General features: G+C 59.7%; 30 protein-coding genes. 9 read left to right on the top strand and 21 right to left on the bottom strand.

Annotation, left to right across the window (positions count from 1 at the left end; genetic code table 11):
* Nucleotides 1–240: 240 nt before the first annotated feature.
* The gene (locus ACG74X_RS17080) at nt 241–699 is read right to left on the bottom strand and encodes a c-type cytochrome (protein ID WP_007803401.1); all 459 of its coding nucleotides are present in this window, start codon (nt 697–699) and stop codon (nt 241–243) included.
* Nucleotides 700–727: 28 nt separating this feature from the next.
* Nucleotides 728–1,288, bottom strand: a complete 561-nt coding sequence (locus tag ACG74X_RS17075; protein WP_009807486.1) for a L,D-transpeptidase — start codon at nt 1,286–1,288, stop codon at nt 728–730.
* Between the two features lie 155 nt (nt 1,289–1,443).
* On the opposite strand from ACG74X_RS17075, the gene ACG74X_RS17070 reads away from it, so the two are divergent.
* A complete protein-coding gene (locus tag ACG74X_RS17070) occupies nt 1,444–1,746 on the top strand; it encodes a DUF2933 domain-containing protein (RefSeq protein WP_007803398.1) in 303 nt (100 codons plus the stop codon).
* 283 nt (nt 1,747–2,029) lie between these two features.
* Nucleotides 2,030–4,159 carry a protein-disulfide reductase DsbD family protein gene (locus tag ACG74X_RS17065; protein ID WP_411236391.1) on the top strand — a complete coding sequence of 710 codons (2,130 nt, stop codon included), beginning with the start codon at nt 2,030–2,032 and terminating at the stop codon, nt 4,157–4,159.
* A gap of 28 nt (nt 4,160–4,187) precedes the next feature.
* Here ACG74X_RS17065 and ccmI read toward each other — a convergent pair whose 3' ends face one another.
* The 7 genes from ccmI to ACG74X_RS17030 form a co-directional block, all read right to left on the bottom strand.
* The gene (ccmI, locus tag ACG74X_RS17060) at nt 4,188–5,339 is read right to left on the bottom strand and encodes a c-type cytochrome biogenesis protein CcmI (RefSeq protein WP_008327282.1); all 1,152 of its coding nucleotides are present in this window, start codon (nt 5,337–5,339) and stop codon (nt 4,188–4,190) included.
* A complete protein-coding gene (locus ACG74X_RS17055) occupies nt 5,336–5,809 on the bottom strand; it encodes a cytochrome c-type biogenesis protein CcmH (RefSeq protein WP_009807484.1) in 474 nt (157 codons plus the stop codon). The genes ccmI and ACG74X_RS17055 overlap by 4 nt, the downstream gene beginning before the upstream one ends.
* Nucleotides 5,806–6,372: a DsbE family thiol:disulfide interchange protein gene (locus ACG74X_RS17050; RefSeq protein WP_009807483.1), complete on the bottom strand. Its 567-nt coding sequence runs from the start codon at nt 6,370–6,372 to the stop codon at nt 5,806–5,808. Before ACG74X_RS17050 ends, ACG74X_RS17055 begins: the two co-directional genes overlap by 4 nt.
* An 8-nt stretch (nt 6,373–6,380) precedes the next feature.
* Complete coding sequence (locus ACG74X_RS17045) at nt 6,381–8,381, bottom strand: heme lyase CcmF/NrfE family subunit (RefSeq protein ID WP_012187039.1); 2,001 nt, start codon at nt 8,379–8,381, stop codon at nt 6,381–6,383.
* Nucleotides 8,382–8,446: 65 nt separating this feature from the next.
* A complete protein-coding gene (locus ACG74X_RS17040) occupies nt 8,447–8,752 on the bottom strand; it encodes an SHOCT domain-containing protein (RefSeq protein WP_222481198.1) in 306 nt (101 codons plus the stop codon).
* Entirely contained in the window at nt 8,688–10,154 is a 1,467-nt protein-coding gene (locus ACG74X_RS17035) for an ATP-binding protein (RefSeq protein ID WP_009807480.1), read from the bottom strand. The genes ACG74X_RS17040 and ACG74X_RS17035 overlap by 65 nt, the downstream gene beginning before the upstream one ends.
* Nucleotides 10,154–10,876, bottom strand: coding sequence for a response regulator (locus tag ACG74X_RS17030; RefSeq protein ID WP_007803380.1), 723 nt, complete (start codon nt 10,874–10,876; stop codon nt 10,154–10,156). Before ACG74X_RS17030 ends, ACG74X_RS17035 begins: the two co-directional genes overlap by 1 nt.
* Nucleotides 10,877–11,064: 188 nt before the next feature.
* On the opposite strand from ACG74X_RS17030, the gene ACG74X_RS17025 reads away from it, so the two are divergent.
* The 5 genes from ACG74X_RS17025 to ACG74X_RS17005 all read left to right on the top strand — a co-directional run bounded on the left by ACG74X_RS17025 (nt 11,065) and on the right by ACG74X_RS17005 (nt 14,323).
* Entirely contained in the window at nt 11,065–11,538 is a 474-nt protein-coding gene (locus ACG74X_RS17025) for a rhodanese-like domain-containing protein (RefSeq protein WP_008327269.1), read from the top strand.
* 40 nt (nt 11,539–11,578) lie between these two features.
* Nucleotides 11,579–12,064, top strand: a complete 486-nt coding sequence (locus tag ACG74X_RS17020) for an ion channel (RefSeq protein WP_008327268.1) — start codon at nt 11,579–11,581, stop codon at nt 12,062–12,064.
* 161 nt (nt 12,065–12,225) lie between these two features.
* The gene (locus ACG74X_RS17015; protein WP_008327267.1) at nt 12,226–12,675 is read left to right on the top strand and encodes a DUF6010 family protein; all 450 of its coding nucleotides are present in this window, start codon (nt 12,226–12,228) and stop codon (nt 12,673–12,675) included.
* A 3-nt stretch (nt 12,676–12,678) separates the two neighbouring features.
* Nucleotides 12,679–13,341 carry a TVP38/TMEM64 family protein gene (locus ACG74X_RS17010; RefSeq protein WP_008327266.1) on the top strand — a complete coding sequence of 221 codons (663 nt, stop codon included), beginning with the start codon at nt 12,679–12,681 and terminating at the stop codon, nt 13,339–13,341.
* 1 nt (nt 13,342) lies between these two features.
* Nucleotides 13,343–14,323, top strand: coding sequence for a cation diffusion facilitator family transporter (locus ACG74X_RS17005; RefSeq protein ID WP_009807478.1), 981 nt, complete (start codon nt 13,343–13,345; stop codon nt 14,321–14,323).
* On the opposite strand, the gene ACG74X_RS17000 is transcribed toward ACG74X_RS17005, so the two are convergent.
* The 9 genes from ACG74X_RS17000 to ACG74X_RS16960 all read right to left on the bottom strand — a co-directional run bounded on the left by ACG74X_RS17000 (nt 14,320) and on the right by ACG74X_RS16960 (nt 22,190).
* Complete coding sequence (locus ACG74X_RS17000; RefSeq protein WP_207287098.1) at nt 14,320–15,171, bottom strand: TniQ family protein; 852 nt, start codon at nt 15,169–15,171, stop codon at nt 14,320–14,322. The two genes, ACG74X_RS17005 and ACG74X_RS17000, sit on opposite strands and share 4 nt — an antisense overlap.
* On the bottom strand, nt 15,108–15,989 hold the full coding sequence (locus tag ACG74X_RS16995) for a TniB family NTP-binding protein (RefSeq protein ID WP_411236386.1): 882 nt from the start codon (nt 15,987–15,989) through the stop codon (nt 15,108–15,110). Before ACG74X_RS16995 ends, ACG74X_RS17000 begins: the two co-directional genes overlap by 64 nt.
* Before the next feature lies 1 nt (nt 15,990).
* Nucleotides 15,991–17,625: a Mu transposase C-terminal domain-containing protein gene (locus ACG74X_RS16990; protein ID WP_009807475.1), complete on the bottom strand. Its 1,635-nt coding sequence runs from the start codon at nt 17,623–17,625 to the stop codon at nt 15,991–15,993.
* Between the two features lie 270 nt (nt 17,626–17,895).
* Nucleotides 17,896–19,353: a mercury(II) reductase gene (gene merA, locus ACG74X_RS16985; RefSeq protein ID WP_008335972.1), complete on the bottom strand. Its 1,458-nt coding sequence runs from the start codon at nt 19,351–19,353 to the stop codon at nt 17,896–17,898.
* Between the two features lie 51 nt (nt 19,354–19,404).
* Nucleotides 19,405–20,754 (bottom strand): dihydrolipoyl dehydrogenase family protein, encoded by a 1,350-nt coding sequence (locus ACG74X_RS16980; RefSeq protein WP_008335974.1) that lies wholly within the window; start codon nt 20,752–20,754, stop codon nt 19,405–19,407.
* 63 nt (nt 20,755–20,817) lie between these two features.
* Entirely contained in the window at nt 20,818–21,048 is a 231-nt protein-coding gene (gene merF / locus ACG74X_RS16975; protein WP_050759304.1) for a mercury resistance system transport protein MerF, read from the bottom strand.
* Between the two features lie 97 nt (nt 21,049–21,145).
* Complete coding sequence (locus ACG74X_RS16970) at nt 21,146–21,442, bottom strand: hypothetical protein (RefSeq protein ID WP_222481190.1); 297 nt, start codon at nt 21,440–21,442, stop codon at nt 21,146–21,148.
* 22 nt (nt 21,443–21,464) lie between these two features.
* Nucleotides 21,465–21,770, bottom strand: a complete 306-nt coding sequence (locus tag ACG74X_RS16965; protein WP_009807473.1) for a hypothetical protein — start codon at nt 21,768–21,770, stop codon at nt 21,465–21,467.
* Between the two features lie 12 nt (nt 21,771–21,782).
* Nucleotides 21,783–22,190 carry a mercuric transporter MerT family protein gene (locus tag ACG74X_RS16960; protein ID WP_176244179.1) on the bottom strand — a complete coding sequence of 136 codons (408 nt, stop codon included), beginning with the start codon at nt 22,188–22,190 and terminating at the stop codon, nt 21,783–21,785.
* A 96-nt stretch (nt 22,191–22,286) separates the two neighbouring features.
* Between ACG74X_RS16960 and ACG74X_RS16955 the strand changes: the two genes are divergently transcribed.
* On the top strand, nt 22,287–22,688 hold the full coding sequence (locus ACG74X_RS16955; RefSeq protein ID WP_008335980.1) for a MerR family transcriptional regulator: 402 nt from the start codon (nt 22,287–22,289) through the stop codon (nt 22,686–22,688).
* 329 nt (nt 22,689–23,017) lie between these two features.
* On the opposite strand, the gene ACG74X_RS16950 is transcribed toward ACG74X_RS16955, so the two are convergent.
* Nucleotides 23,018–24,085 (bottom strand): hypothetical protein, encoded by a 1,068-nt coding sequence (locus ACG74X_RS16950; protein WP_411236382.1) that lies wholly within the window; start codon nt 24,083–24,085, stop codon nt 23,018–23,020.
* 227 nt (nt 24,086–24,312) lie between these two features.
* On the opposite strand from ACG74X_RS16950, the gene ACG74X_RS16945 reads away from it, so the two are divergent.
* A complete protein-coding gene (locus ACG74X_RS16945) occupies nt 24,313–25,209 on the top strand; it encodes a recombinase family protein (RefSeq protein ID WP_027263653.1) in 897 nt (298 codons plus the stop codon).
* Here ACG74X_RS16945 and ACG74X_RS16940 read toward each other — a convergent pair.
* On the bottom strand, nt 25,193–25,588 hold the full coding sequence (locus ACG74X_RS16940) for a PIN domain-containing protein (protein ID WP_017467198.1): 396 nt from the start codon (nt 25,586–25,588) through the stop codon (nt 25,193–25,195). The genes ACG74X_RS16945 and ACG74X_RS16940 overlap by 17 nt on opposite strands.
* Nucleotides 25,578–25,805 carry an AbrB/MazE/SpoVT family DNA-binding domain-containing protein gene (locus ACG74X_RS16935; RefSeq protein ID WP_009815510.1) on the bottom strand — a complete coding sequence of 76 codons (228 nt, stop codon included), beginning with the start codon at nt 25,803–25,805 and terminating at the stop codon, nt 25,578–25,580. Before ACG74X_RS16935 ends, ACG74X_RS16940 begins: the two co-directional genes overlap by 11 nt.
* Nucleotides 25,806–25,809: the final 4 nt, after the last annotated feature.

Here is a 25,809-nt window from a genome sequence, read left to right as displayed (position 1 = left end):
GAAAAGAAGGCTCGTACGCCATGTTCGGCTGAAGCAATAACGCTGCCGGGACAGAACAATCGAGGCCTGGATGGCAGTGGCCAGAGGCCTCGGTCGATGGCCCTGCGTCTTCGTGACCATGGTATTCCTGCCCCAACGACGTTTCACCATGATATACCGGCGCCTCTGGCACCCCGAGTACTACAAGGAAAAGGCCGAAAACGGCCGACAGAATCCATCGGTTCGTCTTCGACCAACGCATCAGTTGATCCCGTTGGCCCGCTGCAATTCGCGGACATAGGCGGCCACCATCTTGACGTCTCCTTGGGTCAATCCCTCGATCTTAGGCATATTACCGAAATTCCAGTGATGTGCACGGACGCCGTTTTGAGCTGCCAGAACAAAAGCCATGTCCGAATGGTGGCTCGGTTCGTAGATCTTGTGCACGAGAGGCGGCGCAACACCGTTGCGACCGGCGGCATTTTCGCCGTGACACTCGGAACATTTTGCCTCGAATATGTTCTTCCCAAGCGCCGCCTGCTGCGAGAGTGCGTCAGGCAGCTGGACCTGGACGATCGGATCGCCTTCGGCAATCTCGCTTGTGTCAGGTGGCGTCATGGAGTGGCCAACCGCTAAATCTTCGGCTCCAACGAACTGCCAAACGGCAAAACCCCCGCCGATAACAAAAACGGCACCAATCAGCGCAGTTAATTTGTCCATGCCTGTATCTTCCGCCTTGCCCGTTGGGTCAGATGAGTTTGACTTGAGTGCCGACAGGCGCTCGCTCGTAGACTTCCTCGATCTGTTCGTTGAACAAACCGATGCAGCCGTTTGACGACCGGCGGCCGATCTTGCGCGTGTCCTGTGTCCCGTGAATACGGTAGTACTGCCACGACAGGTACAGTGCGCGAGTACCCAAGGGGTTGTCCGGATCACCCCCCTCGATACGTGCCGGCCATTCCGGATTGCGTTCCCGCATGGAGGGCGTCGGCGCCCAACTGGGGTTTTTGCGTTTTTCCACCACTTCAGTGTAACCGCGTTTGGTGAGTTCGTCGGTCAGCGGAACGGATGTCGGGTAAATCCGCATCTCGCCGTCCGCTGTCCAGTGCTGTAGCGCCATCGTCACGGTGTCTGAGATGATGATCCCTTTGCCGAGCGTGTCGAAATGGTCTTGCCAGTCATGAACTCGGAAAGAAGAAATGTTGCGGCGAATGGTTTCGGCTCGAACCACGCTTGGTGCAACCAAAGCGACAGCCGCATACCCCAACAGGCTTCGTCGATTGATCTTGTTGTTTCGCGATGTCGTCATGACACACTCCTAGCCTACGGTTTGTACATGTCTTTTACGGGAGACCCGGCATCAGGCAACCTGACAAGGCCGCGAGAAGTGTATCCATTTGTATCCTTGACCTTACCCTGCTGGAGGGTCGCAAATGACGCCAGGAACGAGACAAAGAGGGTGTCATGGACGACGAAAATCCCAAGAATAAGCCGATTACAGACAAGCTCATGCATTACGGAATGATGGCGTGTTGCATTGTGATGCTGTTGCCCGTGATCGGTTTTTTTCTCGCTGGCGGAACGCTTGCGGGTATGTGGGGCAATGCATCGGCTTTCGCCCCGCTCCTGTTGTGCGTTGGAGCGCATCTTGTGATGCATAGATTCATGGGGAAATCGTGCCATTCCGACAAGGCAAACGATACTATCGAGGAAGCGCCCGAGCCCATAAGTTCCGTGATTCCTAGCGTCGCCCGCAACAGGCAGTGATGTGCGAGGGAAAGCAAAGGTATTCGTATTGCTGTTGATGGTTACATTACTTGGAGGTTGCGCGGGAAGCCTTGCAGACTGCCTAGATCTGAAGGCTATCGTGTCCACGAAGCAAGCGTCAGACCTTCTGCCGGATGGGTGTCGAACCCTTTCATCTTCTGCGACTGGCGTTGCGCGAATTGTCTGTGCGGACGGTCGTCAGGGTTTTGCCACAGGTGGACTTTGACGCAATTTCCGCCGTCCTGGCGAAATCTGCGGAAAATATGGGAAGGAAGCAGGTATCTTGATCGATTGCCTTTTGATCCTGCGACGGGTTTTGCTTATTCCCTTCGTGCTCCTGGCCGTTGTCTCTGGAAGTGTCGCGGCAGCAACCTCTGCTGAATACCAGAGCGCGCCACTCACCGCGCATCTCATTAGTGTACAGGACGGCGTTCCCGAGAACACACAGACTCTGTCAGCCGGGCTTCACCTTCAACTGAACGAAAACTGGAAGACCTATTGGCGGTCGGCGGGCGAGGTGGGAATACCGCCTTCGGTCGAATGGAGCGGTTCCGAAAACGTCGCAGATGTCGAATTCATGTGGCCCGCCCCGACGCGCTTCACCGCCTTCGGCATCGAAAATTTTGGTTATGCGGGTGAAGTCGTCTTTCCGCTGCGCATAACGCTCAAAGATCCCGGCGCACCTGTGACTCTTTCCGCGCAGGTCAAACTGCTGGTGTGCTCCAATGTCTGTGTCCCGGAAGAGTTTGACCTGTCACTTCGCCTCGGACGGGGCAACGTCATCGACAGCACTTCGGCTGGGCTGATCGGTACGTTTTCCGAGCGCGTCCCCGAAGGGGCCAAGACGAGCGGCGTCAGCGAGGCAAATGCCTTCATCGACGAAGACCTCACGGAGTTGATCGTCAGCCTTCGCGTCGATGAACCACTCCAGTCGCCGGATGTGTTTCCCGGACTGGGTATGGGTGTTGCGCTTGGCAAACCCGATATCCGTTTGGGAGAAGAGGATCGTTTGCTTTGGGCGCGCTTGCCGATCCTCTCGTCGAATACGGATGTGACAGTGGCTCCGTCGATTACCGTCACCGACGGCGAGAACCGGGCCTTCACGATCATCGCGGATCGCGTGGCGCAAGGAATAGCACCACCCTTTGAACTGGCCGCCACGACACCGGACATGATGGAACTGATCTGGATTGCCGCGATCGCGCTGCTGGGCGGATTGATCCTGAATGTGATGCCCTGCGTGCTGCCGGTGCTGTCCATCAAGGTGTCGTCTGTGCTCAAACACACCGATCACGACACAACCCGTGTCCGGTTCGGTTTCGTCGCTGCCAGCGCCGGCATCATGACGTTCATGTGGGGTCTGGCGCTCGTCCTCTGGGCGCTCCAGACGGCAGGCCTCAGCGTCGGGTGGGGTTTGCAGTTTCAAAGCCCGCTGTTTCTTGCGGCGATGATCGCTGTCCTGCTCGTCTTTTCGGCAAATCTGTTCGGAGCGTTCGAGTTCGCCCTTCCACACGGCATGCAGACGCGGCTTGCAGGGGCCGGAGGACGCAACGGGTATTCCGCCGACTTTTTCACTGGCATGTTCGGTGCCGTCATGGCGACGCCTTGTTCGGCACCGTTCCTCGGCACCGCGGTGGCCTTTGCTTTGGCCGGGCGTGGCGTGGACATCCTCATCGTCTTTACGAGCCTCGGGCTCGGCCTCGCCCTGCCCTATCTCGTCATCGCCGCGTTCCCGCGTCTGGTCGCATTCATGCCCAAGCCTGGTCGATGGATGCTGATCATCAAAAGCGTCATGGGGGTTTTGTTGCTTGCAACCGCCGTGTGGCTGTTCTGGGTGCTCGACGGTGTCGCCGGGCTTGCGTCTGTCATCGCGGTCGCGGCGTTGTCCGGTCTCGCCGTTCTGATACTATCTCTCCCGAATGTGCAGTCCCAATTCAGGTGGTCTATTGCCATAGCCAGCCTTGTCCTGGCCATTGCCGCAGGTCCTCTCTTGCAGCAATCAGCACCTGCGCGTTCGACGCCGCAGTTGGCAATGGCTTGGATCGCATTTGATCGTTCGGAAATAGCGAAACGCGTGTCCGCAGGAGAGGTCGTTTTTGTCGATGTGACCGCTGACTGGTGTCTGACTTGCAAAGCGAACAAGACACTTATCATCGATCGGGAGCCAGTCCGGAGCGCGCTTGAAGCGCCTGGAGTCACGGCGATGCAGGCAGATTGGACACGCCCGGACACGCGCATTTCCCGCTACCTTGAGAGTTTCGGCAGATACGGCATCCCCTTCAATGCCGTCTACGGACCATCGGCACCGAACGGCATTGTGCTGTCCGAATTGCTAAAAACCGAGGACGTGATGAACGCCTTGGCGCAAGCCAGTGGTCGGGATGTTTCCGCAAAGGTTGCCGGACAGGAGTGACCTGCTCGACCGGGACACCGAGCAGTAGTCAGCCGCCGAGCCGCTCAAGCGCGGCACGGACCGCCGCACGCCGAGGATCACTGGCGGGCTGCTGCTCCAACAGCGCTTCAGCCTTGCGGTAGGCCTCAACGGCGCGATCGGGCTCCTGAAGGACGGTATAGGCATTTGCCAGCCGCATCCAACCATCCAGATCGTCCGGTTCATCCTCAAGACGCTCGGCCAGCCGCGAGACCATCGATCGGATGAACTCCGCGCGATCCGCGTCATTCATCTCCGACGCCGCCGCGACATCTGCGGCACTCGGGCCTGGTTGCGACGTCGGCCCGCTGGGTAGATTGACGACCGGAAGGTCAGCTGCCGCTGCAATCCGGTTGATCTGCGCTGCATAGGTCTCCATCCAGGGAACGTAAGCCTCTTCCTGATTCAGTCGTGAAACAAGCAGATCGTAGGCCTTACGCGTCTCTTCTTGCTGAAAGTAATACAGAGACTCGAAGTAGGTTGCCGCAGGATTGGATGGGTCAAGGTCCAAAGCGCGATCAATGGCCAATTTCGCCCGTGGAATAACAACGCCGTCATTGGCAACCGCGACAGCCTCTGCCAGCATGGAGAATGTCGCGGAGGTGGCATCCTCCCGTTCGGCAACGACTTCGAAGGCTTCGACGGCATCGGCTGCTCTGCCCATGCGCTGATAGGTCTGGCCCAACAGCATCCACCCTTCGCTAGGGCCGCCGGTCGGATCGGATACAAGCCTTTCGCGAAGTTGTATTGCCAGCGCCGTCACTTCATCAGTCTGTGCCCGCTCCTCTGCACGGGCAGCGAAGGCCATTGAAGGAACCTCCGGCGATCCCATCGTCAGATAGTAGCCCGCGGCAATAACCGGCGCGAGGACCGCCGCGACAACGAGAGTGACTCTGCCACCATTACGGGATGATCCGGCTTTTTCTTCCGAATTGCGGGTCGTCGCGAGGATCCGTTTCTTGATCTCGAGTCTGGCCGCTTGAGCTTCCTGTTCAGAAATCAAACCGCGGTCCATGTCTCGTTGGATTTCCCGCATCTGATCGGCGAGGATCGCCGGTACCGCATCCCCTCTGGTGAGAGTGTTCGATTTGGACAGCAGCAGCGGGTAGAGGACAATTCCGATTGCGACCAGCGTCAAAAGAACGAAAATACCCCAGATCATGACGCATCCCCCGCTTCGTTTTGCCTGAGAATTTCGGACACGGTGTTCTCATCCTCCGAGCCCAAGTCTTCAAATGCCTCTTGCTTTCGCCGACTCATCAGTAGCCCGCCACCAACGAAAACCCCGATCAGAACGAAAGCGATCGGAGCGAACCAAAGCGCGTAGGTCGCAGGCTCCAGAGGCGGTTTCAGCAGCACGTAATCCCCGTACCGCGCCCGTATGTATTCGATCACCTCCGCGTCGCTGTCTCCAACGACCAGGCGCTCGCGTACGAGCAGACGCAAGTCCCGCGCCACACCCGCGTTCGAACTGTCGATGTCCTGGTTCTGACAGACGACGCATCGTAGATCCTTGGAAATCTCCCGCGCACGCTGTTCCAATACCGGGTCGGTCAGCATTTCGTCCGGTTCCACCGCATTGGCGGCAAAGGGAAGGAGCCCGATGCAAAACGCGAAAATCAACTGTCTCATGAACCTGCTCCATTTGGCAGTGCGCCTGCCTGCTTCAGGGCTTGCGTGAACCGTTCGACGGCGTCCGGACCCACGACCGGCCCGACATAGCGAAACAAAACGGTGCCATCGCTATCGACGATGAAGGTTTCCGGCACGCCCGACAGGCCCCATTCGATCCCGGTCCGGCCCGACAGGTCGGACCCGATCCGCTCGTAGGGATTGCCGAGGTCATTGAGCCACTTCACGGCATCCTCAGGTTTGTCTTTGTAGTTTATTCCGAACAACCGCATGCCGTCTCGTTCGACAAATCTTGTCAACACGGCATGTTCCGCGCGGCAGGGCACGCACCAGGACGCAAAGACATTGACCACGACCGGTCGTTCGTTGCCGACAAGATCGCTTCGGGCCAGGCCGGGTGTCTCCAACCCCGGCACGGGATCGAGGTCGAACGCCGGGGCCGGTTGCGAGATCAGGACGGAAGGGATCTCGTTGGGATCCCGGTCGGGATTGAGCCCCCAGAGAAAAAACCCACCGAATATGACCGCCGCAATAAACGGCAGCCCGGCAATGAGACGTTTCATCTTCTCTCCTACTCGGCAGGAACGGCATCGGTGGCTGGCTGTTTGGCACGGCGCGGCGCCCCGACCCTCAAACGGCGATCCGACAAGGACAAACAGCCACCGATCACCAGCAGGATCGAGCCGATCCAGATCAGGTTGACGAGCGGTTCATAGAGGATCCGAAGGGTCCATGCTCCGGCGTTGTTCACTTGATCGGAGGCTGGCGTTGCAATCGACGTATAGAGATCACCCGCCAATGTGGAGCGGATGGCCGACTCCGTCGTCTGGCTTTCCGCGACCGGGTAATACCGCCGTTCCGGGAAAAGTGTCGTGACCAATTCGCCATCCCGACGCACCACAAGGGTGCCGCGATCCGCGATGTAGTTCGGCCCTTGAACCTTTGCGGCCCCTTCGAAGGTGATGTCGAACCCGGCGATCGTGACTTCGGTCCCGGGGGCGGCAAAGACGATCTCCTCACTCTTCCATCCGGTCGAGCCGATCATCCCCATCATCAACACAGCGACGCCGGCATGGGCAAGCGTCATACCGTGAGAGGCGCGTGGCAGGTTGCGCACGCGTCTCGCGCTCTCTGCAAGGGAAACCTCGAACAGACGGATGCGTAGCGCCCATTCCCGCAGGGTCGCAAAAAGCAGCCACGCTGCGCCGAGGATGGCAAGATAGGCCATGATCGGCCCACCGTTCAGAAGATACCATGCGGCCAAGGCTGCAATGACCGCCAGCACGGCCACGAATTGGATGCGATCGAGCAAACCGGCGATATCAGCCCGCTTCCACGACAGGAATGGACCAAGACCCATGAACACGACCAGTGCCAGCATCATCGGAATGAAGGCCGCGTTGAAGAAAGGTGGACCGACCGAGATCTTGTCCCCGGTGACAGCCTCCAGGATCAGTGGATAAAGCGTCCCGAACAGGACCGTTCCCGTAGCGGCGGCCAGAATGAGGTTGTTCACGAGCAGCCCGGCCTCGCGGCTGATCGGGCGAAACAGACCACCCGGCTCCATTTCGGGCGCCCGCCAGGCGTAGAGCGCCAGCGACCCACCGATGGACACGGCCAGCAGACCCAGAATGTAAAGCCCGCGCTCTGGATCGACGGCGAAGGCATGCACGGATGTAAGCAGGCCTGACCGGACGATGAACGTCCCGAGCAGCGAAAGCGAGAAAGTCAGGATGGCAAGTAGGATGGTCCAGCTTTTGAACGCGTCGCGCTTTTCGGTGACGATGGCGGAATGCAGCAGCGCCGTGCCCAGAAGCCAGGGCATGAAGCTCACGTTCTCGACCGGGTCCCAGAACCACCAGCCGCCCCAGCCCAGTTCATAATAGGCCCACCACGATCCAAGAGCGATACCTGCCGTAAGGCTGACCCACGCGGCCAATGTCCACGGGCGGACCCATCTGGCCCAGGCCGGATCGACGCGCCCTTCCAGAAGAGCCGCAACGGCAAAGGAAAACACGATGGAGAAGCCGACATACCCGAAATACAAGAGCGGCGGGTGCATGGCGAGACCCATGTCCTGAAGCAACGGGTTGAGGTCATTGCCGTCGAGCGGCGGCGGAAACACCCGCTCGAAGGGGTTCGACGTCAGCAGCAGGAAGGACAGGAAGCCGACGCTGATCCACGCCTGCACCGACAAGGTGCGCGCCTTGGTCTCGGCGGGGATGTTCGATCCGAACCAGGCGACGCCCGCGCCGAACACCGCGAGTATCAGGATCCAGAGCAGCAGCGAACCCTCATGGCTGCCCCAGGTCCCGGCCACCTTGTAGAGCATTGGCTTGAGCGAATGGGAGTTCTCGACGACGTTCCTGACGGTAAAATCGCTGACGATGAAAGCCTGCATCAGCGCTGCGAAGGCGATGGCCACAAACAGCACTTGTCCTATTGCCGTCGCCTGGGCGGATTTCATCCAGACGGCATTTCTACGCGACGCACCTGCAATCGGTAGAACACTCTGAACAAGCGCAAGCGCCAGTGCGAGGGCCAGTGCGAAGTGACCAATTTCCGGGACCATGGCGTTCTTTCCTATTCAGCGTCGGTGGGCGTCGCGTCGGACGGCTTTGGCGTCCGCGGCGGGGTCTATTCGTCGAGCGTTGCTTTGCGGCGACGGAACTCTTCTTCGTCGATTTCCCCATTTGCAAAGCGGCGCCTGAGCGCTTCCTGCGCGTCCGAGTCCGGGGGACGGGTGCCATTGTCCCGCAGCCTGAACACCAGAAACACCACCAATGCGATCAGCGCACCCCAGAAGGCGAGCATCATGAAGCCGCCCATAAAGCCATAGCCACTGCCCCACATGTGCCCCGTCCAGGAGCCTGGTCCATCAGCCTGCGCCATGCTGGCGGGCAAGCTGGCCAGCAACGGCAGGATCAACGCGTTCAGTTTCATCTGTTTCTCCTTCGATCAGTTCGGTTTCATCCAACGGGATGGTGACAACAGCGCGCAAACCCGCGCTGTTCTGATTGACCAGCTGGATATCGCCGCCATGGGATTGGACGATTGTCCTCGCGATTGAGAGCCCAAGCCCATAACCGCCCGTTTCCAGAGACCTCGATTGCTCGAGGCGATAGAACGGATCGAAGACCTTTTCCAACTGGTCGACGGGAATGCCGGGCCCATTGTCATCGATGTTGAGTACGAGGTTCGAACCGTGGGTCGCCCAGCTGACTTTTGCGGCACCACCGTAGCGAACGGCGTTCTCAAGCAAGTTCCTCAGTGCCCTTCGGAACGCGTTGGGTCGAAGCCGCACGGCAACATCATCACTCGGGGCAAAGGTGCAGTGTGCCGCCATATCGCTGCACAAGCTGTCCAGAAAATTGCGCAGATCGACCACTTCGGCACCTTCGGATCCGGTAAGGCCGCGTGCAAAGGTGAGCGTCGCTTCGACCATACTCTGCATCTCTTCGACCGATGCGATGAGGCTGTCCCGCGTCTCTTCTTCGTCAACCAGCTCCGCGCGGACACGCATGGCAGTCAACGGCGAGCGTAAATCGTGGCCAAGGGCTGCGAGCATACGTGTACGATCACTGACAAACCGGGTCAGCCGTCGTTGCATGCGGTTGAATGCGACGGTCAGATCTCTGACCTCGGTCGGCCCTGTGACCGCCAATTCGCCCACATCTTCGCCCCGGCCAAGATGGTCCGCGGCCTTCGACAGGTGCCGCAAAGGACGCGTCAGGCGCGTCATTACAAACCAGAAGATCGCCACCAGAAGCAGTCCGGCGGAAATCCCGAAGGTCAGCATCGAATAGAAAGGCCATTGGATCGGCGGTCGCTCGAACCGCGTTCCGACATTCAGCCAACGCGCTCCCTTGATGGCGATGGACAGGTTCATTTCAACCGCTGTCAACTCTCCGCGCATCATCGCGAGATGCATTTCTGTCATCTCGTCCGAGAGATTGGGAAGAGGCCGCAACTCGCCCTCGACCTCGTGCAATTCAACGCGAATATCCCGGCTGTAGCTGTCATCCATCAGGGCGCGTATGCGCGCTTCCACGATGCCGCCGTCCGAATGACCGGTGTGATCCACGATCGGAGCGTCCGACAGATCGAACCGGATCAGAGGCGAATTTGCCGCGCGAAGGATCGAGTCCTGCAGATCCAGCGGGGCCTCTTCGATCAACCGCGCGACATTCGCTGCGCGACCCGCGGCCTCGAATCCTAAAGCTGCACGGATCGCAAGGCTGCGCTCGTCGGCGAACAGGAACAGGCTGATCACCTGGGCCACGACAAGTGCCGCGACCACAAGCAGGATCAATTGGCCGCTCAGAGATCTCATCGCACGGCGCATCACGGCGCATCCTCGACATCGGCAGCCAGACAGTATCCGCCGTTCCGCACCGTTTTGATGACACTGGGCCTAAGTACATCCGGCTCGATTTTGCGGCGGAGACGGCTGATCTGATTGTCGATGGTGCGATCCATCGGGCCTGCCGTCCGACCAGCGGTCAGGTCAAGCAACTGGTCACGGCTGAGCACCATCCTCGCGCGTTCCAGCAGGACCGCCAGCAATTTGAACTCGGAGGTCGTCAATGGGGTCTCGGTGGTGGACTCGTCAATCAGCACCTGCCGGTCGGTATCCAGTATCCAGTGCGCAAAAGAGACTTTCCTCCCAGCGAGGCTTCCGGCCACAGGTTCGTCGCGGTTGCTTCTCCGAAGAACCGACTTGATGCGGGCGAGCAGTTCTCGTGGATTGAACGGCTTGGCGAGATAATCGTCCGCACCGATTTCCAGACCCACGATCCGATCCGTTTCCTCACCAAGCGCCGTCAGCATGATGATCGGAAGATCACCCTCTGGCGCAAGTCTGCGGCAAACCGACAAACCGTCCTCGCCCGGCATCATGACATCGAGCACGAGGAGGTCGAAGTGACCAGTGGCCAGCTTGGCATCCATCTCCACGGCATCCCTGGCGACGGTCGTGCGCATTCCGTTCTTCTCCAGGAAGCGCGCGACGCTTTCGCGTATCTGAGCGTGGTCGTCCACGATAAGGATATGAGGTGGCGGTCCCATGGCGTCCTTCCTAGATCATCGTTGCATTCTGTTTCATGGGCAGAATTGTAGCCGTTTGTATCAGGTCAGTCCCTTGCTACAGATGGATACAAATCTGTGCCTGCACCGTGTCGTGCTCCCGGGTAGCGTCGCGCGTATGTTATGTGACCTTTGGGATCGCAACCGATCAAAGGATGAGGTTTTCGAATATGGCTCTTGATTTGAACCGGCGCCGTTTCGTTCTGGGTGCTCATATGACGGTGCTGACCGTCGCGGCGTCACCGCTGTTGGCGCAGAGCCGATCTGTCTGGTCGGCAGAGAATGCCTTTGACGCGCTTCTATCGGATACGGCGCGGATCATCGATGTCAGAACGCACAAAGAGTGGCAAGAAACCGGCGTAGGTGCTGGTGTATGGCCGATAAGCATGCACGCGTCCGGTTTTCCGGACCGATTGTTCAGGGCCAAGGAACTGAGCGGTGATCGCACTGTTGGACTGATCTGCGCCACTGGCGGACGCTCCGCATCGCTGCTTCGAGCGTTGAGACAAGCTGGTTATTCGGGCTACGCCGATATCTCGGAAGGGATGTTGGGATCAGGCGAAGGGCCTGGCTGGATCGCATCGAACTTGCCGACCGTTCCGGTGGATGTCGCCCTGAACGGGTTGCCCCCCGCGTTGGCCTGACCAGTGAAGAATCAATTGGTCCCGTTGTGCTAAAAGCCTGATGTATGGTCAAATTGACCTGTTTGAACAGGAAGACGGGTTTGGGTGTATGACCGAGTTGATGGCTATGTTTGTCGGAATATGCGCGGCGATCGTGATGGGAATTGTCCATCATTATGCGTTGTCGGGCATTCTGAAGTTTTCCCCGCAGCGGTCGGATGGCTCCGGCTTTCGGATCATCCTGACGTTTTCCACGTTGCTGTTGCTGCATGTCTTGGAACTTGTGACGCTCGCCGTGTTCAACACGATGGTGGTGGCAAGCGTTCTGCCGCAATCGTTCAGCAACAGCCCTCCGATGTTTCAGGATGTTCTCTATGTTACGGGCATCTCGTTCTCGACCCTTGGCTATTCGTCCATAGAGGTGGTCGGGCCCTTTCGACTATTGCTGATGCTGCAATCGCTTTTGGGCTTCATGTTGCTGACCTGGTCAGCGACGTTTCTTTACTCAGCCTGCCAGCAAGTCTGGCAGAAGGCGAAAGATGACTGAAAATCGCCACGCGCGTCGGACATGAGCTTGGCGTCAGCGTCAAATACGTCCTGATATCGGTCCTTTGACCTCACCGTGGAACGGTTGAGTGAGCGCTGCGTTGCGCGCGTGGATGAATAGCCCTTGACCTTCCAGTTGCTGGAATCCCTAGGTACAAAGCCATGGCACAGATTTTCGAAAAGACAGGCGATCACGTATCGCACCATCGACACGGGGATATCTTGAAATCTCCCGTATGGGTTGGCGTGTTGCTTGTCGTTCTCACATTGCCGGCTCACCTTTTTTTGGATGAGCAAAGCTCGATAGCTCTTGCTTCGATCACGCTTGCTTTGATTGGCGGTGCCTATATCGGCTTTGGCGCTGCGGACGGCAGAGCGCGCGTGTTCTGGGCAGAGCTCGCGGTCGCCCTTTTGTTCGGCTTAGCAGCGTTCCTGGGGCTGATATGGCAGTGGGCCTTCCTCCCCTTGGGCTTGGCCCTTCACGCCCTTTGGGACATGTCACACCACAATTCTTATCGTCTCGCCCGGATTCCGAACTGGTATATTCCATTCTGCGTGGCCTTTGACCTTTTGGCAGCGACGTTCTTCGTTCTGCTCTATGCCGTGTTTTGATCCATGATGATGCGCATCCTTCTTATGGCGGTGTTCCTGATGGGAGTCGTCGCATTGGCCTTCCCGGACGTCCTTGGCGTTGACATTCGCCTGCCGGATCGCGCGGAAATTGACCGCTGGATCGAGGCGGCAGGTCTTGCCGGACCAATTGTCATCGTGGCGCTCATGACAATCGCTATTGTCGCAAGCCCCCTGCCCTCGGCGCCAATCGCACTCGCCGCCGGAGCGGCTTATGGACACACGTACGGGACGCTCTTCGTCGTTCTAGGTGCGGAACTCGGTGCGCTTGCCGCCTTTGGTCTGGCCCGCGGCTTGGGTCGTCCCTTCGTTGAGCGTCATCTCGGTCAGAAGATTAACGCAGGCCTGTTCGGGTCCCAGAACACTCTGACCTTCCTGGTCTTCGGCAGTCGCCTGCTGCCGTTTCTGTCCTTCGATATGATCAGTTACGCCGCAGGTCTGAGCAAGCTGCATCTTTGGAGGTTCGCGCTGGCCACGATGGCCGGGATTATTCCAGCGAGTTTCTTGCTCGCTCACATGGGCAGCCAGGCGATGAACGGCGATGCCCGCACTGCCACATGGACCGCACTTGCGCTGGGTGGCTTTACCGGCCTGTCGGTTCTCTTCGCCGCGACGCGAAAGACCGGTACGAAACGGAAGGAGAGCTGATATGGCCAGTCATTCCCACGCCGGGCATATGCCGAGTTCCGGCAAGGCCCTTGTGATTTCGGCCTGGCTCACCGGCGTCTACTTCGTGATTGAACTGGCCGTCGGGCTCTGGACTGGCTCGATTGCCGTCCTGTCGGATGCGTTTCACACCCTGTCGGCGGTTGGCGGCGTTCTGGTGGCCATCATCGCGCAGCGCATTGCGCGCCGCCCGGCGGATTCGGCGCGGAGTTTCGGCTGGTACCGCGCCGAGATCATCGGGGCACTGGTGAATGGCGGCTTTCTTCTCGGTATGGCGCTTCTGGTGATCTGGATGGGCGCGATGCGGCTCGGGAATCCGATTCACCTGGCCACGGGTCCCATGCTCTGGGTCGCCTTCGGAGGCCTGGTCACCGAAGTGATCTCGCTGGGGCTGATGTGGCAATCGAGCAAGGACGATCTGAATGCCCGTGGTGCGCTCTGGCACATCATCCAGACCTTTGTCGGCAGCCTCCTGATCATCGTCACCGCTCTAGTGATCGAGTTCACCGGCTTTCTGGCGATTGACCCGATCCTCGGCATGGCGTTCGGGGTGGTTCTCCTCTGGGCCTCCGTCGGCGTCATCAAGGAAGCGGTCCACATCCTCATGGAAGGCACGCCAGAGGGAACGGATCTCGAGGCTGTGACGACGGACCTGCGCGGCCAGGACGGGGTTCTGGACGTTCACCATGTGCATGCCTGGACGCTGACCAGCGGCAAACACGCATTTTCTGCCCATATCCGCCATGGTGAGCCCGCAGAGGCCGCGGACCTGCTGAACCGGGCCTATCGGCGGCTGACGGAACAGCATGGGTTTCACATGGTCACGCTGCAGCTCGAAACAGAGTGTCTCGACGAGCGCCACGCGCGGGATCTTGATATAGTCCAGATAGCGGCTGCAAAGGCTGCTGTCGCGTTGCCCTTTAATCTGAGACGCGACGCGTTTGGCGACAATTTTTGCCCTTAATTGTGAGATACGGCTGTCATGGGGCCCCTGTTTCTCGCGCACCTTTGCGCGATGTGATCAACCGCGGCAAGCAATCGAGGCTCCTTCTCGAAGGCGCGCAAGAGAGCAACCCTTGCATAGTCGTCGATGCTTTTGCTGACGATGGCTGCCTTAGCCAAGGGATGAGATCGAGCGGCGGCGATTGCGGCGAGGCAGAACAGCCTAACTTCCGATCTGGGGTTCTGGACAGCGAACGACGGATCCCCGCGGAAGGTTTTGAGTGACATGGCAAAGGTGACTGCGCGCATTGCGCGCCGAAGTTGCTTGGGGCCGCGCGAGCGCGCGGCGCACTCAAGCATCTCTGCCCCGCGGCGCGCTCGGTATATCAGTTTTCCAGATATTTGTTCCTCACGGAGTTTGCCAAGGGTCTGCACAAGTCTCGTCCCGCAAACTTGGCAGTCAAATGCCCAGGCCCGCCTCCAATGCCTGAGCAAAAGACCCTCTCTGGAGCATCGCAGGCAATGCTGGAATGGCATCTGAGCCGTCAGTGAGGCTTCTCGTGGCGTCATTGCCGGAAAGGTCAAAGATCGAACAACATCTGGGTTAACCCGTGCGGCGTTGGCAATCTTCGCCGCCGCAGCCGCGTCGACGTTGAAGTCCAAGGCGGTGCCATGCGCGGTATCGATTCTGAGATGAGCCAGTAGTTCCGCATCATCACAGTAGTTGGCCGCCGCCAGCCGAGACAACCAACCTGACAACAACTCGTCTGGCAGCGGCGCGACAGTCTTGGGCAGCGGGTGCGGCTTCACACCCGGGACTTCTGGAGCCGCCGATGGGGGTTCGCATGGCGCGACCAAACCGGCGTCCATTTTGCGATTGCGTCATCGGTGATGCATTCCTCGCCTGTGATAATGGCGTCGATGGAAAGATCCTTGACCAGAGCGAAGATGCGCGAGGTCACCCCACCGGTCAGTGCCAAGACCTGCTTGAGAGATTTGACCTTCAGGTTGGACTTCTTTTCCAGTGGCATGGCAGCAACAAGGGTCTGGATCATGTCCGAGAACTCGGCATCGTCGCGCCAGTTTGGCAGATGATGTTCGTCCAGCCGTCGGGCAAGCTGGATATCACCGCGAATAGCATCGACGGCCTCGCTGACCCCAAGGCAGACCAGTGACACCTCGAGTTCATTGCTGAGATACCGCAGGACATTGAGAAATCGGCGCTGTTCGCGGTGGGTCCCGGCCAAGAGATTGTGGACCTCGTCGATCATGATCATCCGCAGGCCAAGGTCGCGTAAGAGCGCGATGACACGGACTTCGAGGGAAGCCACATTTTGAGCGCGGGCGCTAAGAGCCGTCGCCGGGGCGCCGACGGCGGCCAGGATGTGCAGGTAAAACCGCCGTTCATCAGGTGCGGGCGGCGCTTGCAACAGCAGAAGCGGTGTGCGGGTGATGCCCGACGCCGGATCGTATTCTGGTGCGTACTTGCGCGACAGGTTTCGGGCAATCATCGTCTTTCCGATCCCGGAGGCGCCATGCACAAGAAGCCCAGGCATACGGGTTTGTCGTGGCGCTTCGATCATGCCCTGCAAGCGGTCCAACACCTGTTCCGCCCGAGGAAAGCCGATCCAGATATCCGATTGAATGAGGGCGATCCGGCCGTCTTCTTCAGTTGTCCCTGCCCTCAATTCACCATCTCTCCACCTTGAACAATGGGCGCGATGTATCACCCGTATCGATCGGGCGCAGCCCTTCGGTTGTCGAGACGGCCGAGTTCGTGCCCTTCAATGTCCCTTTTCTTTCACGGGTTCTGCGTTCGGCCTTCGTCAGGCCCCGGCTTTCAGCTTCGATCTGGCGTTGCTGTCGGATCAGCTCAGCCAGCACCAGCTCATTAGACCCGGACTTGCCAAGGGCACGGGCCTTCCTCATCGCTTCGCGATATTCCCAGAGCGAGACGGGCGGAATTTCCAGGTTTCTGTACCGCGCCTCAACATACCGGCCATCGTCCAGTTCGACCCAGATCATTGAGATATCGCGAGGATCGTAGCGAACGACCACCTTTCCATCCCCGCGCCCAATGTGGCCTGCAAGGGCATCGGACCAGTACCTTATCTGGAACAGATGGATGCCGTCACGCCTGATCTTGCGCAGTTCACTCGGCAGGAAGCTCACCTGAAAGGCTTCCATCTCGAAGGGGATGTCGCCTGTCATTTGCTCTGAGAGCGCCTCCCATTTGGCAACGGGCGTGCAGCCAAGACTTGAATGAATGCTGTTGTTGTAACGGCAGATTTCCAGAGCAAACCAGCGATCGAATTCGCTCAACGTCATCGTGGCCTTGCTTTCGGCGTCATAGTCGCCCTTTGCCGCGATCGAGGATTGCGTTGTTCCCGGCAACAGGTGAACGGCCCCCATCATGGTGCCGATCAACCGTTCGATGTGACCACCGAAGTGAGGACTTGCTGGCGGTCGATAGACCAGATCGATCCCCCAATCCGCACAGGCCGACCGAAAGGCGCGCGACCGGAAATCGCGACCGTTATCGACGTGGATGCTGTGCGGTTTGCCCTGTGCCGGCCAAGGAACATCGCACGCCAATTCCGCAAGAAGTTCCTCCTTGAGGGTCACCGCCTGTGTCAGGCAAAGCGCCACTGACAGACGCGAAGGTGCCTCGAGAGAGGTGTAATATCCGGTCACCATCCGCGTTGCGACGTCGATCGCCAGCGTGACCCAAGGCCGCCCAATTGGTTTGCGTTCAAAGCCGTCGACAAGAATGATGTCCGCCGGTGTATGATCAATTTGGACGATCTCCAGTGGCATACTGGCCTTGTTCTCACCTGTGACCGGCGCAAATTTCTGGCGGGCCGCCTTTGCGCCCTCTCGTGCCTTCGCAACTTCGCGGGCATCCATCGCATCCAGACGACGCTGAACCGTTCGCCGTGTCGGCGGTTGCAAGCCCTCCTGCCAGCAAGCGCTGCGGATTTCTGTCACGACGCGCGACAAGCTCGAACGCTCCCGGCGCAAGAAATAGCGGCGAAGGTGCTCCTCGATTACCGCTTCGACTTTGCTGGATATTAACATCGTCCCGGTCGGGCGGCCCCGTTTCCGCGGAGCCAGAGCGCTGGTGCGCCCACCCTCTTCCGCCAACCGTTTTATCCAACGCCAGACCGTCGCCCTGCTGACACCAAGCTCCCAAACGGCGTCATTGATGCCACGTTCCAGGCTGCCAGTCCCATTGAGATATGCCTGAACAAGAGGGCGCAGCACCGCGGCCCTGCGCGCCTCTTCAGCACCAACGGCAACGGAGTCTTCGCCATCATCATTCATCGATATTTGCCGCAAATGTCTGTGAACCCTGTCTCAGGTTTAAGGGCAAAAATATCAGAATTAAAGGCAAAATCTCATATTTAAGGGCAAAACTCAGCCGTTGATTTCGTTGGATTTCCCATCTCACAATTAAGGGCTACGCGACACCAGGTCTTGATCGGATGCGGGATACCGATCGCCAAGATCATCGCTGCAATGGGCAGACCCCAAGCGATCAACGCACCGGGAAGTGTCGACAGAAGATCGGTCCTTTCCTTCAGCACCATGGCATTACCCCGCGCAGCAGCTGAGTTTGGCCACATCCTTGTCGAAAGTCTGGGCCGCAAGTTTCAGCCCTTCAACCGTGGTCAGATATGGGAAAATCGTTTCGCCGAGGGCCTTGGAGGTCATGCCGAACTTGAGCGCCATTGCCAGCGTCTGGATCGTGTCCGAGCCTTCGGGCGCCACGATCTGGCCGCCCAGCAGGCGGTCGGTCTTGGCGTCGGCCACCAGCTTGATCACGCCGCGGGTGTTGCGGGCCGCGGCGGCGCGCGGGACGTTGTCGAGCGTGATCACGCTGATCTTGACCTCGTGCCCCGCCGCCTTGGCCCCAGCCTCTGAAACGCCGACACCGGCCACTTGCGGGTCGGTGAACACGACCCATGGCATCGCCGCATTCTCATAGCGCATTGGCTCCAGTCCAAGGGCATTGTTGATTGCCACCTTGGCACCGTAGGCGGCCATGTAGACGAACTGGTCACGGTCGGTGACATCGCCCGCCGCCCAGACGCCGGCCCGCGTCGTGGCCATGTCAGGACCGACCTTGATCGAGCCGCGCGCGTCGGTCTCTATCCCGAGGTCTTCCAACCCGAGGTTCTCGGAATTGGCCACCCGTCCGGTGGTCACAACCAGCCGTTCGGCGGACAAAACCTCGGTCTTTCCATCGCGTTCGACAGTCAGAATGACGCCGCCCGCAGCTTTCGCGGCCGAGACGTAAGCAAGACCGGTCTCGACCGCGATGCCTTCGGTCTTCAGCGCTTGCGTCAGCGCCTGGGCCACCTCCGGCTCGGCGCCGGGCAGAAGGCGCGAGCGGGTCACAAGCGTGACTTTCACCCCCAGCCTTGAGGCCATCTGCGCCAACTCGCAGCCGATATAGCCGCCGCCCAGCACAATGATGCTTTCGGGCCGGTCGGGCAGGGTCAGCAGACCGGTGGAATCGAGGGTCTCCACGGTGTCGATGCCTTTGATGGCAGGTTGATGGGGGCGCGAGCCGGTGGCGATCAGGATGCGCGGGGCGGATATCACCCGCCCGCCGACAGCGACGCCACCCTCGACCAATCGCGCCGGGCCGTCCTCGATATAGGTGACGTTCTCATAGGCGGGCAGCAGGTCGATATATTTCTTGTGCCGCATCTCCGCGACCAGATCGGTCGTGCCTTTCACAACGGCTGGCCAATCCACCGCATGTTCGCAGGACGCAATGCCCGGGAACCGGGCAGCGGACGCGCCACCATGGGCCGCCTCTGCGGCGCGGATCATCGCCTTGGACGGAACGCAGCCGACGTTCACGCAGGTGCCGCCGATGGTGCCGTGCCCGACAAGCGCCACCCGCTTTCCGGCTTCAGCTGCAGTGATCGAAGCCGAGAACCCGGCAGAGCCCGCACCGACGACGATCAGGTCATAACTGTCGGCGCCGACATCCTTCGAAGAGCAGCAATCATGTTCCTTGACGGTTTGATCCATTTTCATTTCCTTTACTTGAACCGGGCGCCACCATCTTGGCGGCGGTCAAATTTCAATTCACACCATCGACCCGATGTCGGAGGCGTAACTGGGATAAGCGAAAATCATCGCCTTGATCTGATTTGCGGTCTGCCCGGCACCCATGGCCATGGCGAAAAGATTGATCTGCTCCTCGGCTCCTGGTCCGATCAGGTGCGCGCCGAGTATTTGCCCGCTGCCCCGTTCGACAAGAACCTTGAATCCGGTGTGTTTCGCGCCGACGCGCAGCGACGAATACCAGCCCTCCGTCTTCTCGAAATGCACATCGAACTTCAGCCCCTGCTCCCTGGCCGCCGCTTCCGACAAGCCCACGGTAGCAACCATGGGCAGGGTGAAGACCACTGACGGGATCGGCGGATACTTGATCTCCCGCGCGTCCTTGCCGCCCAGAATGTTCTTCCCCGCGATGCGTCCCTCTGCCGCCGAGACCGGGGTCAGATTCAACCCGCTATCAGCGCAGTCGCCGGCCGCGAAAATGGCCGGGTTGGTGGCGCGCATCGCGTCGCTCACCTTGATGCCACGGCGTGAGTATTCGACTCCAGCGGCCTCGAGGTTCAGCCCGTCTATGTTGGGCACGCGGCCGGTGCCATGCACCACCAGATCGCAAGTGATCGTTTCGGTGCCGTCGTGACGTTCCACGGTGACCACGACTTCGTCGCCCTGTTTCTCGATCTTCGCCACCTTCGCTTTGGTGCGCAGATCGACGCCCAGCTCTGCGGTCGCCTCGACCAGCATCGCGACCAGATCGGGATCAAAGTTGCCCAGGGGGCGGTCCATCATCTCCAGCACGGTCACCTCGCGCGCGCCCGCGCGCTTGGCCACATGGGCGAATTCCATCGCGATGAACCCGCCGCCGACAAAGGCGATGCGGTCGGGACGCTCGGGCAGTTCCAGGAAATCGGTCGAGGTGGCGAGATACTCCTCGCCCGGGATGTTCAGCGTCATCGGTCGGGCACCGGTGGCGATGTGGAAATGCTTCGCCCTCAGGGTCTCGCCGTTCAACTCGATCGCATCGGGGCCGGTAAACCGTACCTCTCCGTGCAAGACGTCGATCCCGGCCTTTTCCAGCCCGGCCTCGATGCGCGGTGGCATCGCGTCGGTGAAGCTGCGCTTGAAGGCGATCATGTCGGACCAGTTGACCGAAGGCTGCGCCTCCAGCCCCTTGCCCTTCATGTTTTCCGCCCACTCGACGCCCTCGGTGACGGCGATCAGCATCTTCTTGGGATCGCAACCGCGCAGGGCGCAGGTGCCGCCATGGGGCTCGCTGTCGATGCTGGCGACGCTCCAGCCGGCATTCGCCGCCATCCGGGCGACGCCATTGCCACCGGTTCCACCGCCGATCACGATAAGGTCGTAGCTCTTCGTCATAAGGTTTTTCTCTTCAATGCTTTGTCTGAGGCGCTATTTGGATGGATGTCAGCCCAGTTTCCCTCAGGACGCCGAGCCGCGCGCGTTCTTGCGCCAGAGCGCGTAAATGGTCAGCAGGATAAAGATGCCCAGTGCCGGAAACAGCACGAGGTCGAGATATCCGACGACGGCGGCCAGGCCGACCGCGCCGAAGAGGATCACCAAAATGGGCGTAAAGCAGCAGAGCGCCACAATGATGGTGCCGATGATGCCCACTTTCAAAAGGCCGTTCGAAGATGTGTCGTCTGAAGGCATCGTAATTTGTTTCCTCATGTCTGGTGCATCAATTGCGTGGTGCCACCGGATCCGGGATCGACCCGAACAGCCCAAAGACCTGTGCCGGTGCGTTGCTCTACTCGGCCGCGAAATCGGCCGGGCGGTGGATACTCTCACCGGCGGCCCGGGTTTTGGTGCAAGTCTCATCCGGTGCGCCATCGACACCTGCTGATCCCCTGCGCCTGATCTCGCGAACAACCAGCGCCGCGCCAATTGCCGCGACGACAGCGGCTATTCCGCCGAGCCCCATCAACCACCCGCCAATCCCGCCGAGAATGGTGGCTAGGATGACGCCACCGCCGCCGCAGCAGATCACCATGATCGGCGCGGCAATGATGAAGGCCAGAAGCCCGCCCAAATGTTTGTCATCCATGGCCATACCCGTCCTTCCGTGCTCAGGACTCCCCCGCCTGGAGCACCTCGGCCGGATAGCCATTGGCCAGAACCGCCTCGATGATCATGTCTGGGTTGGCCGCCTGATCGTCGAAGGCCACGACGTAAGTGCCCGTGCCAAACTCCTCGCCTTCCTGGAAGTCGACGATTTCGACCGTGGGCACGCCGCGCATCGCCGCCGCGACGGTGAACGAGCAGGTCGGGCATGTCAGTTCGGCGACACCGACATTGATGCGCTGTTCTTCGGCACTGGCGGGCATTGCGGCCAGAATGCCGAGAGTTGCGAGTGCGAGAGAGAGATGTTTCATCGGTTACGCCTTTCAGTAGGACAGGATGTAGGGGGTCAGGTAGGGGAAGATCATCGCCACGGCGACGATCCCGCTGGCAATCCAGAGAATGGACCGCATGAGTGTTCGGTTCATCGGTCGCGCGCAGGTGCCATCAACGCAGGCTTCGGCCGGGATCGGGCTATACGCCTTGTAAAAGCCGTATCCGATGAAAGCGGCACTCAGTGCGAAGGTGATCCACTTATATTGATAGAACGCGCCCAACTGGGCGATGAACACGCCGGTGACGCCGAAGCTCACCAGCACCAGCGGCAGGATGCAACAGGAGGTCATGGCCAGCGCGCCGAGTACGCCGAGCCCGGTTGTCGCCCATGCCTTTTTGTCAGCTGCCGGGGTTTCGCCCATTGCCGACTGGCGGCCGGCGGATGTGGTTTCAGTCATGGTTCGAATCATCCTTGCCTCAGTGATGATCTCAATCTAGGGTCTGTAGCTGGTACAGGCTCAAGGGGGTTTGGTGTGAATAATCATCACAGATCGGTGAAGGTCCTCAGGCGCGGAGATCTGGCCAAGCTGACCGGCTGCAATCTCGAAACTATTCGCTACTACGAGAACATCGGCGTCATGCCCGAGCCGCCGCGCTCCAGCAAAAATTATCGCGTCTACGATGACAGACATGTCGCGCGTCTGCGCTTCATCATGCGCGCGCGCGAGTTGGGGTTCACGCTCGACGAGGTTCGCGATCTGCTCGCATTGGTCGATGGCGGGGCCCAGACCTGCGGCGAGGTGCAGGGTCTGGCAAATGCGCATCTCGCTTCAGTCCGCGCCAAGATCGCGGATCTCAAGCGCATTGAGCACGTCCTGTCGTCCACCGTGGCGCAATGTAGCGGAGACGATGTGCCCGAATGCCCCGTCATAGATGCGCTGAGGGAGGAGGCCTAAAAGGTTTCTTGAGGAAATCCGCGGCAATCAAACCGGACAGTCCTTGGCTTCCGCGCTAGGAACACCGTGACCAATATCGCGGGCAGCGAAGAAACCGCGCTCTGAGGTGCCCCTAGTTTCCTAGACATCCGCTTCCACGAATCAGGCCGTAGCCGGCCAAGCTGATCAACTCGGACAGGTGCAGGCACAGAGTTACCGCAAGATTTATCGCTCGATCCGGCACCGCGGCTTCGAGGTGCTCGCGCCTCTCCTGAAGGTCGCGTATTTTACTGGAAACTGAATGGCTGAAATCCCGCTTGGGCATGTTCTTGTTCGCATTTAGGCAAATTCTAATTTGCTGTCCGCCACATTCGAAACTTTCCCTGCCCTGTTACCTCACGGACCAATCCCCTTTCTTCCATCCAGGTCAGGTTCCGCTGGACCGCCGCTCGGCTAGTGCCGGTCAGGGCCTCGGCCATCGGTGCGGAGAGGAGCGGCCATTCGGTCAGCACGGCACGCAAAGCCGGTGGAGTTTTGCCTGAGAGCGAGCTCATCTCTGCTTCTGTCCTCGCTGACCATGTCTCGATATAGTCCAAGTGCCGCATCGCGGTCAGGCAGGCAGTCTCCATCCCATCCAGCCAGCGAGCAAGACGCTCCGGTGGTAAGCCCGACGCGCGCAACCCCCCTGCCCCACCCATAGCTAGTGGTGCAAAGTTCGCTCCCTTTCCGTCGCTGGCCGTGATCCTTGCCGCGGTAACGGCTGCTTCGATCTGGTCGCCTTGTTGCCCGAGACCCGCCAAGCTCCAGAGGTGAAACCCCATGCAAGCCCGCGTGATCGGGTGTAGATGAACAGCTGATTTCATCACCTCCAGCCATCCGCCCGCGCGCTCCTCTAGCCGCTCGGTGGCATCCTCGATGTTCTCGGGATCGCGGCGGTCCAGAAAGGCCGCCAGATCGACCATTGGACCCGGACCACCCATCAGGCGGCGAACAGCCCAGCCAACTCTTGCCAAGGCATTCGGGTCATCCTGTGCGCCAGACAATCGCATTGATATCCAAAGAGCGAGGCGGTCAGAACTCACCCGATCCCCTGCAAGCCAGCTGAGGTCTGCCGCCTCGATCAGTGCCAGTCTGTGTCGCCAGCCATCCGGGCCACGCAGCAAGCGGTCATCCAGCGCACCCAGGCGTCCAGCCACCTTTGCCAGCCGCGCAGCCTGAGCCGCTTCCGCCTTTGCCCAGTCGTCGATGACAGCAATGTCGGACGGTTCTGCCCGTGGCCCGGGCGGCAAATCATCCGGTTCTTCTTCGAGCGGCCCCGGCAGGAACCAGAGGTCGTCCTCGTGAGCCCCCACATCCCCCTCGGTGGTGATGAGGGGGTCGTCACAATCATCAGGAAAAGTAGATGCTTGCGGCTTCATATGTGCAAAATATCTATATTATGCACATTACCCAAGCGATTTTGTGGCAGTTGCCCGCGCTCTTTGTATAGTACGGACGCGCGACTGTCGGCGGAACCTCTCAGATCGCGCTCAGTGCAAGAAAACCAAGGGGATTGTGCACCAGCACGACAAGAGATCACTTGCTTGCATTCGTTTTCAAACGGTCGTTTATTGGAGATATCTTAAATTGCAAACGGCCGGATTTCATGCCCCTGATTGGCTATGCGCGCGTATCGACAGAGGATCAGACACCCCTGCCCCAGTCTGAGGCCCTGCAAATCGCGGGATGCGTCGAAATCTTCGAAGAACACGCCTCAGGCGGCAATCGCGCGCGGCCAGTGCTTGCGCGCGTTCTCGAACGCGTTCAGATCGGCGACACGCTGGTCGTCGTGCGGATCGACCGGCTTGCGCGGTCCTTGTCGCATCTTCTCGAGGTGATCGAGAGTCTGGAGGCGAAGGGTGCCTTCTTCCGCTCCCTGCAAGACCCGATCGACACGTCCTCACCGCAGGGCAAGTTTACGCTGCAGGTTCTGGGCGCCGCAGCCGAGTTCGAACGCGCTCTGATCCGCGAACGCACAAAGGCCGGGCTTGCCTCTGCGCGCGCCAAGGGTCGCGTTGGTGGCAATCCTGGGCTAAGCGCCAAGGATCCCGTCGCGCTGCGCAAGGTGCGGCTGGCGCGACAGGACGGCTACATGGAGCGCCTGAACGAGACCGCGCAGGATTGGGTACCCCATGTGCGCCGCTTGCGCCCCGATATGGCTTGGGAAGACGTCTTGCAGATTATCAATGGCCCCCTGCCCCATGATCGACGCTGGACGCAAAGCCGCTTGCTTCGCGCCGTAAAGGCATATGTGCGCGACGGGTTTCTGCCCGATGAAGTGCTTGGCCGCGCCGGACGCCGCGAAACCGACGATCGCCTGCCTGCCATCGTGGCGGCCATCAAAGGTTCGGACCCCGATATCACGCTACAGGCGATCTGCGACCGATTGGAATCCATGCGTGAGCGGACTCCACGGGGACGTACAAGCTGGCAACCGTCCTCCGTCAGGATGCTGTTGGAACGGGCGGAGCGACTTGGGTTGCTGGTCAGGCAAATGGATTGACGACGCGCAGCCGATCTTCGACCAGCAATCCGTCGTGCATGTCCTCAGTCCATAACGTCGTGCACCCAGCGATCAGCGCGGCAGACACGATCATCGAGTCATAGACCGATAACTGGTACTTCGCTGCCAACGCGCGACCCACTTGATGGGTTTGAATCGTGAGGTCCTCGACAGGGCATAAGGACTTAATACCCTCAAGAAACGCTCCGGTATCTTCCCAACTGAGACCAGCTTTCCGTCGGCAATTTACCATCGCTTCGTTCAGGACCTGAACGCTGATCCGGGGTCCCTGCCCCAGAATTTCCTCCGCCCTCTCAGCCTTTGGACCATCGTCGAGCAGGTAGAGCACAACATTCGTGTCTGCGAATTCAGCGCTCATGCGCGGCGTCGCGGCTTAGACGCGCGTCCTTGGGCAGTTTTCCGCGAAACCGCCTTAGCCCTTGTAGAACTTCATCGGCGCGAGGTTGGCGTCTCACAAGAATGGTTCCATCGTCCTTTACCAGGTCGACCTGATCGCCTTCCTTTAAGCCGAGTTCTCTCACAAGATCCGCGGGTAGCCGGACGGCAAGGGAGTTTCCCCATTTGGCAACTTGCATCTTG

The organism is Marivita sp. S0852 (assembly GCF_046591575.1).
Classification (GTDB): domain Bacteria; phylum Pseudomonadota; class Alphaproteobacteria; order Rhodobacterales; family Rhodobacteraceae; genus Marivita.
Note: the sequence above shows the minus strand (reverse complement) of the source record. Positions and strands in the feature narration are given on the sequence as shown.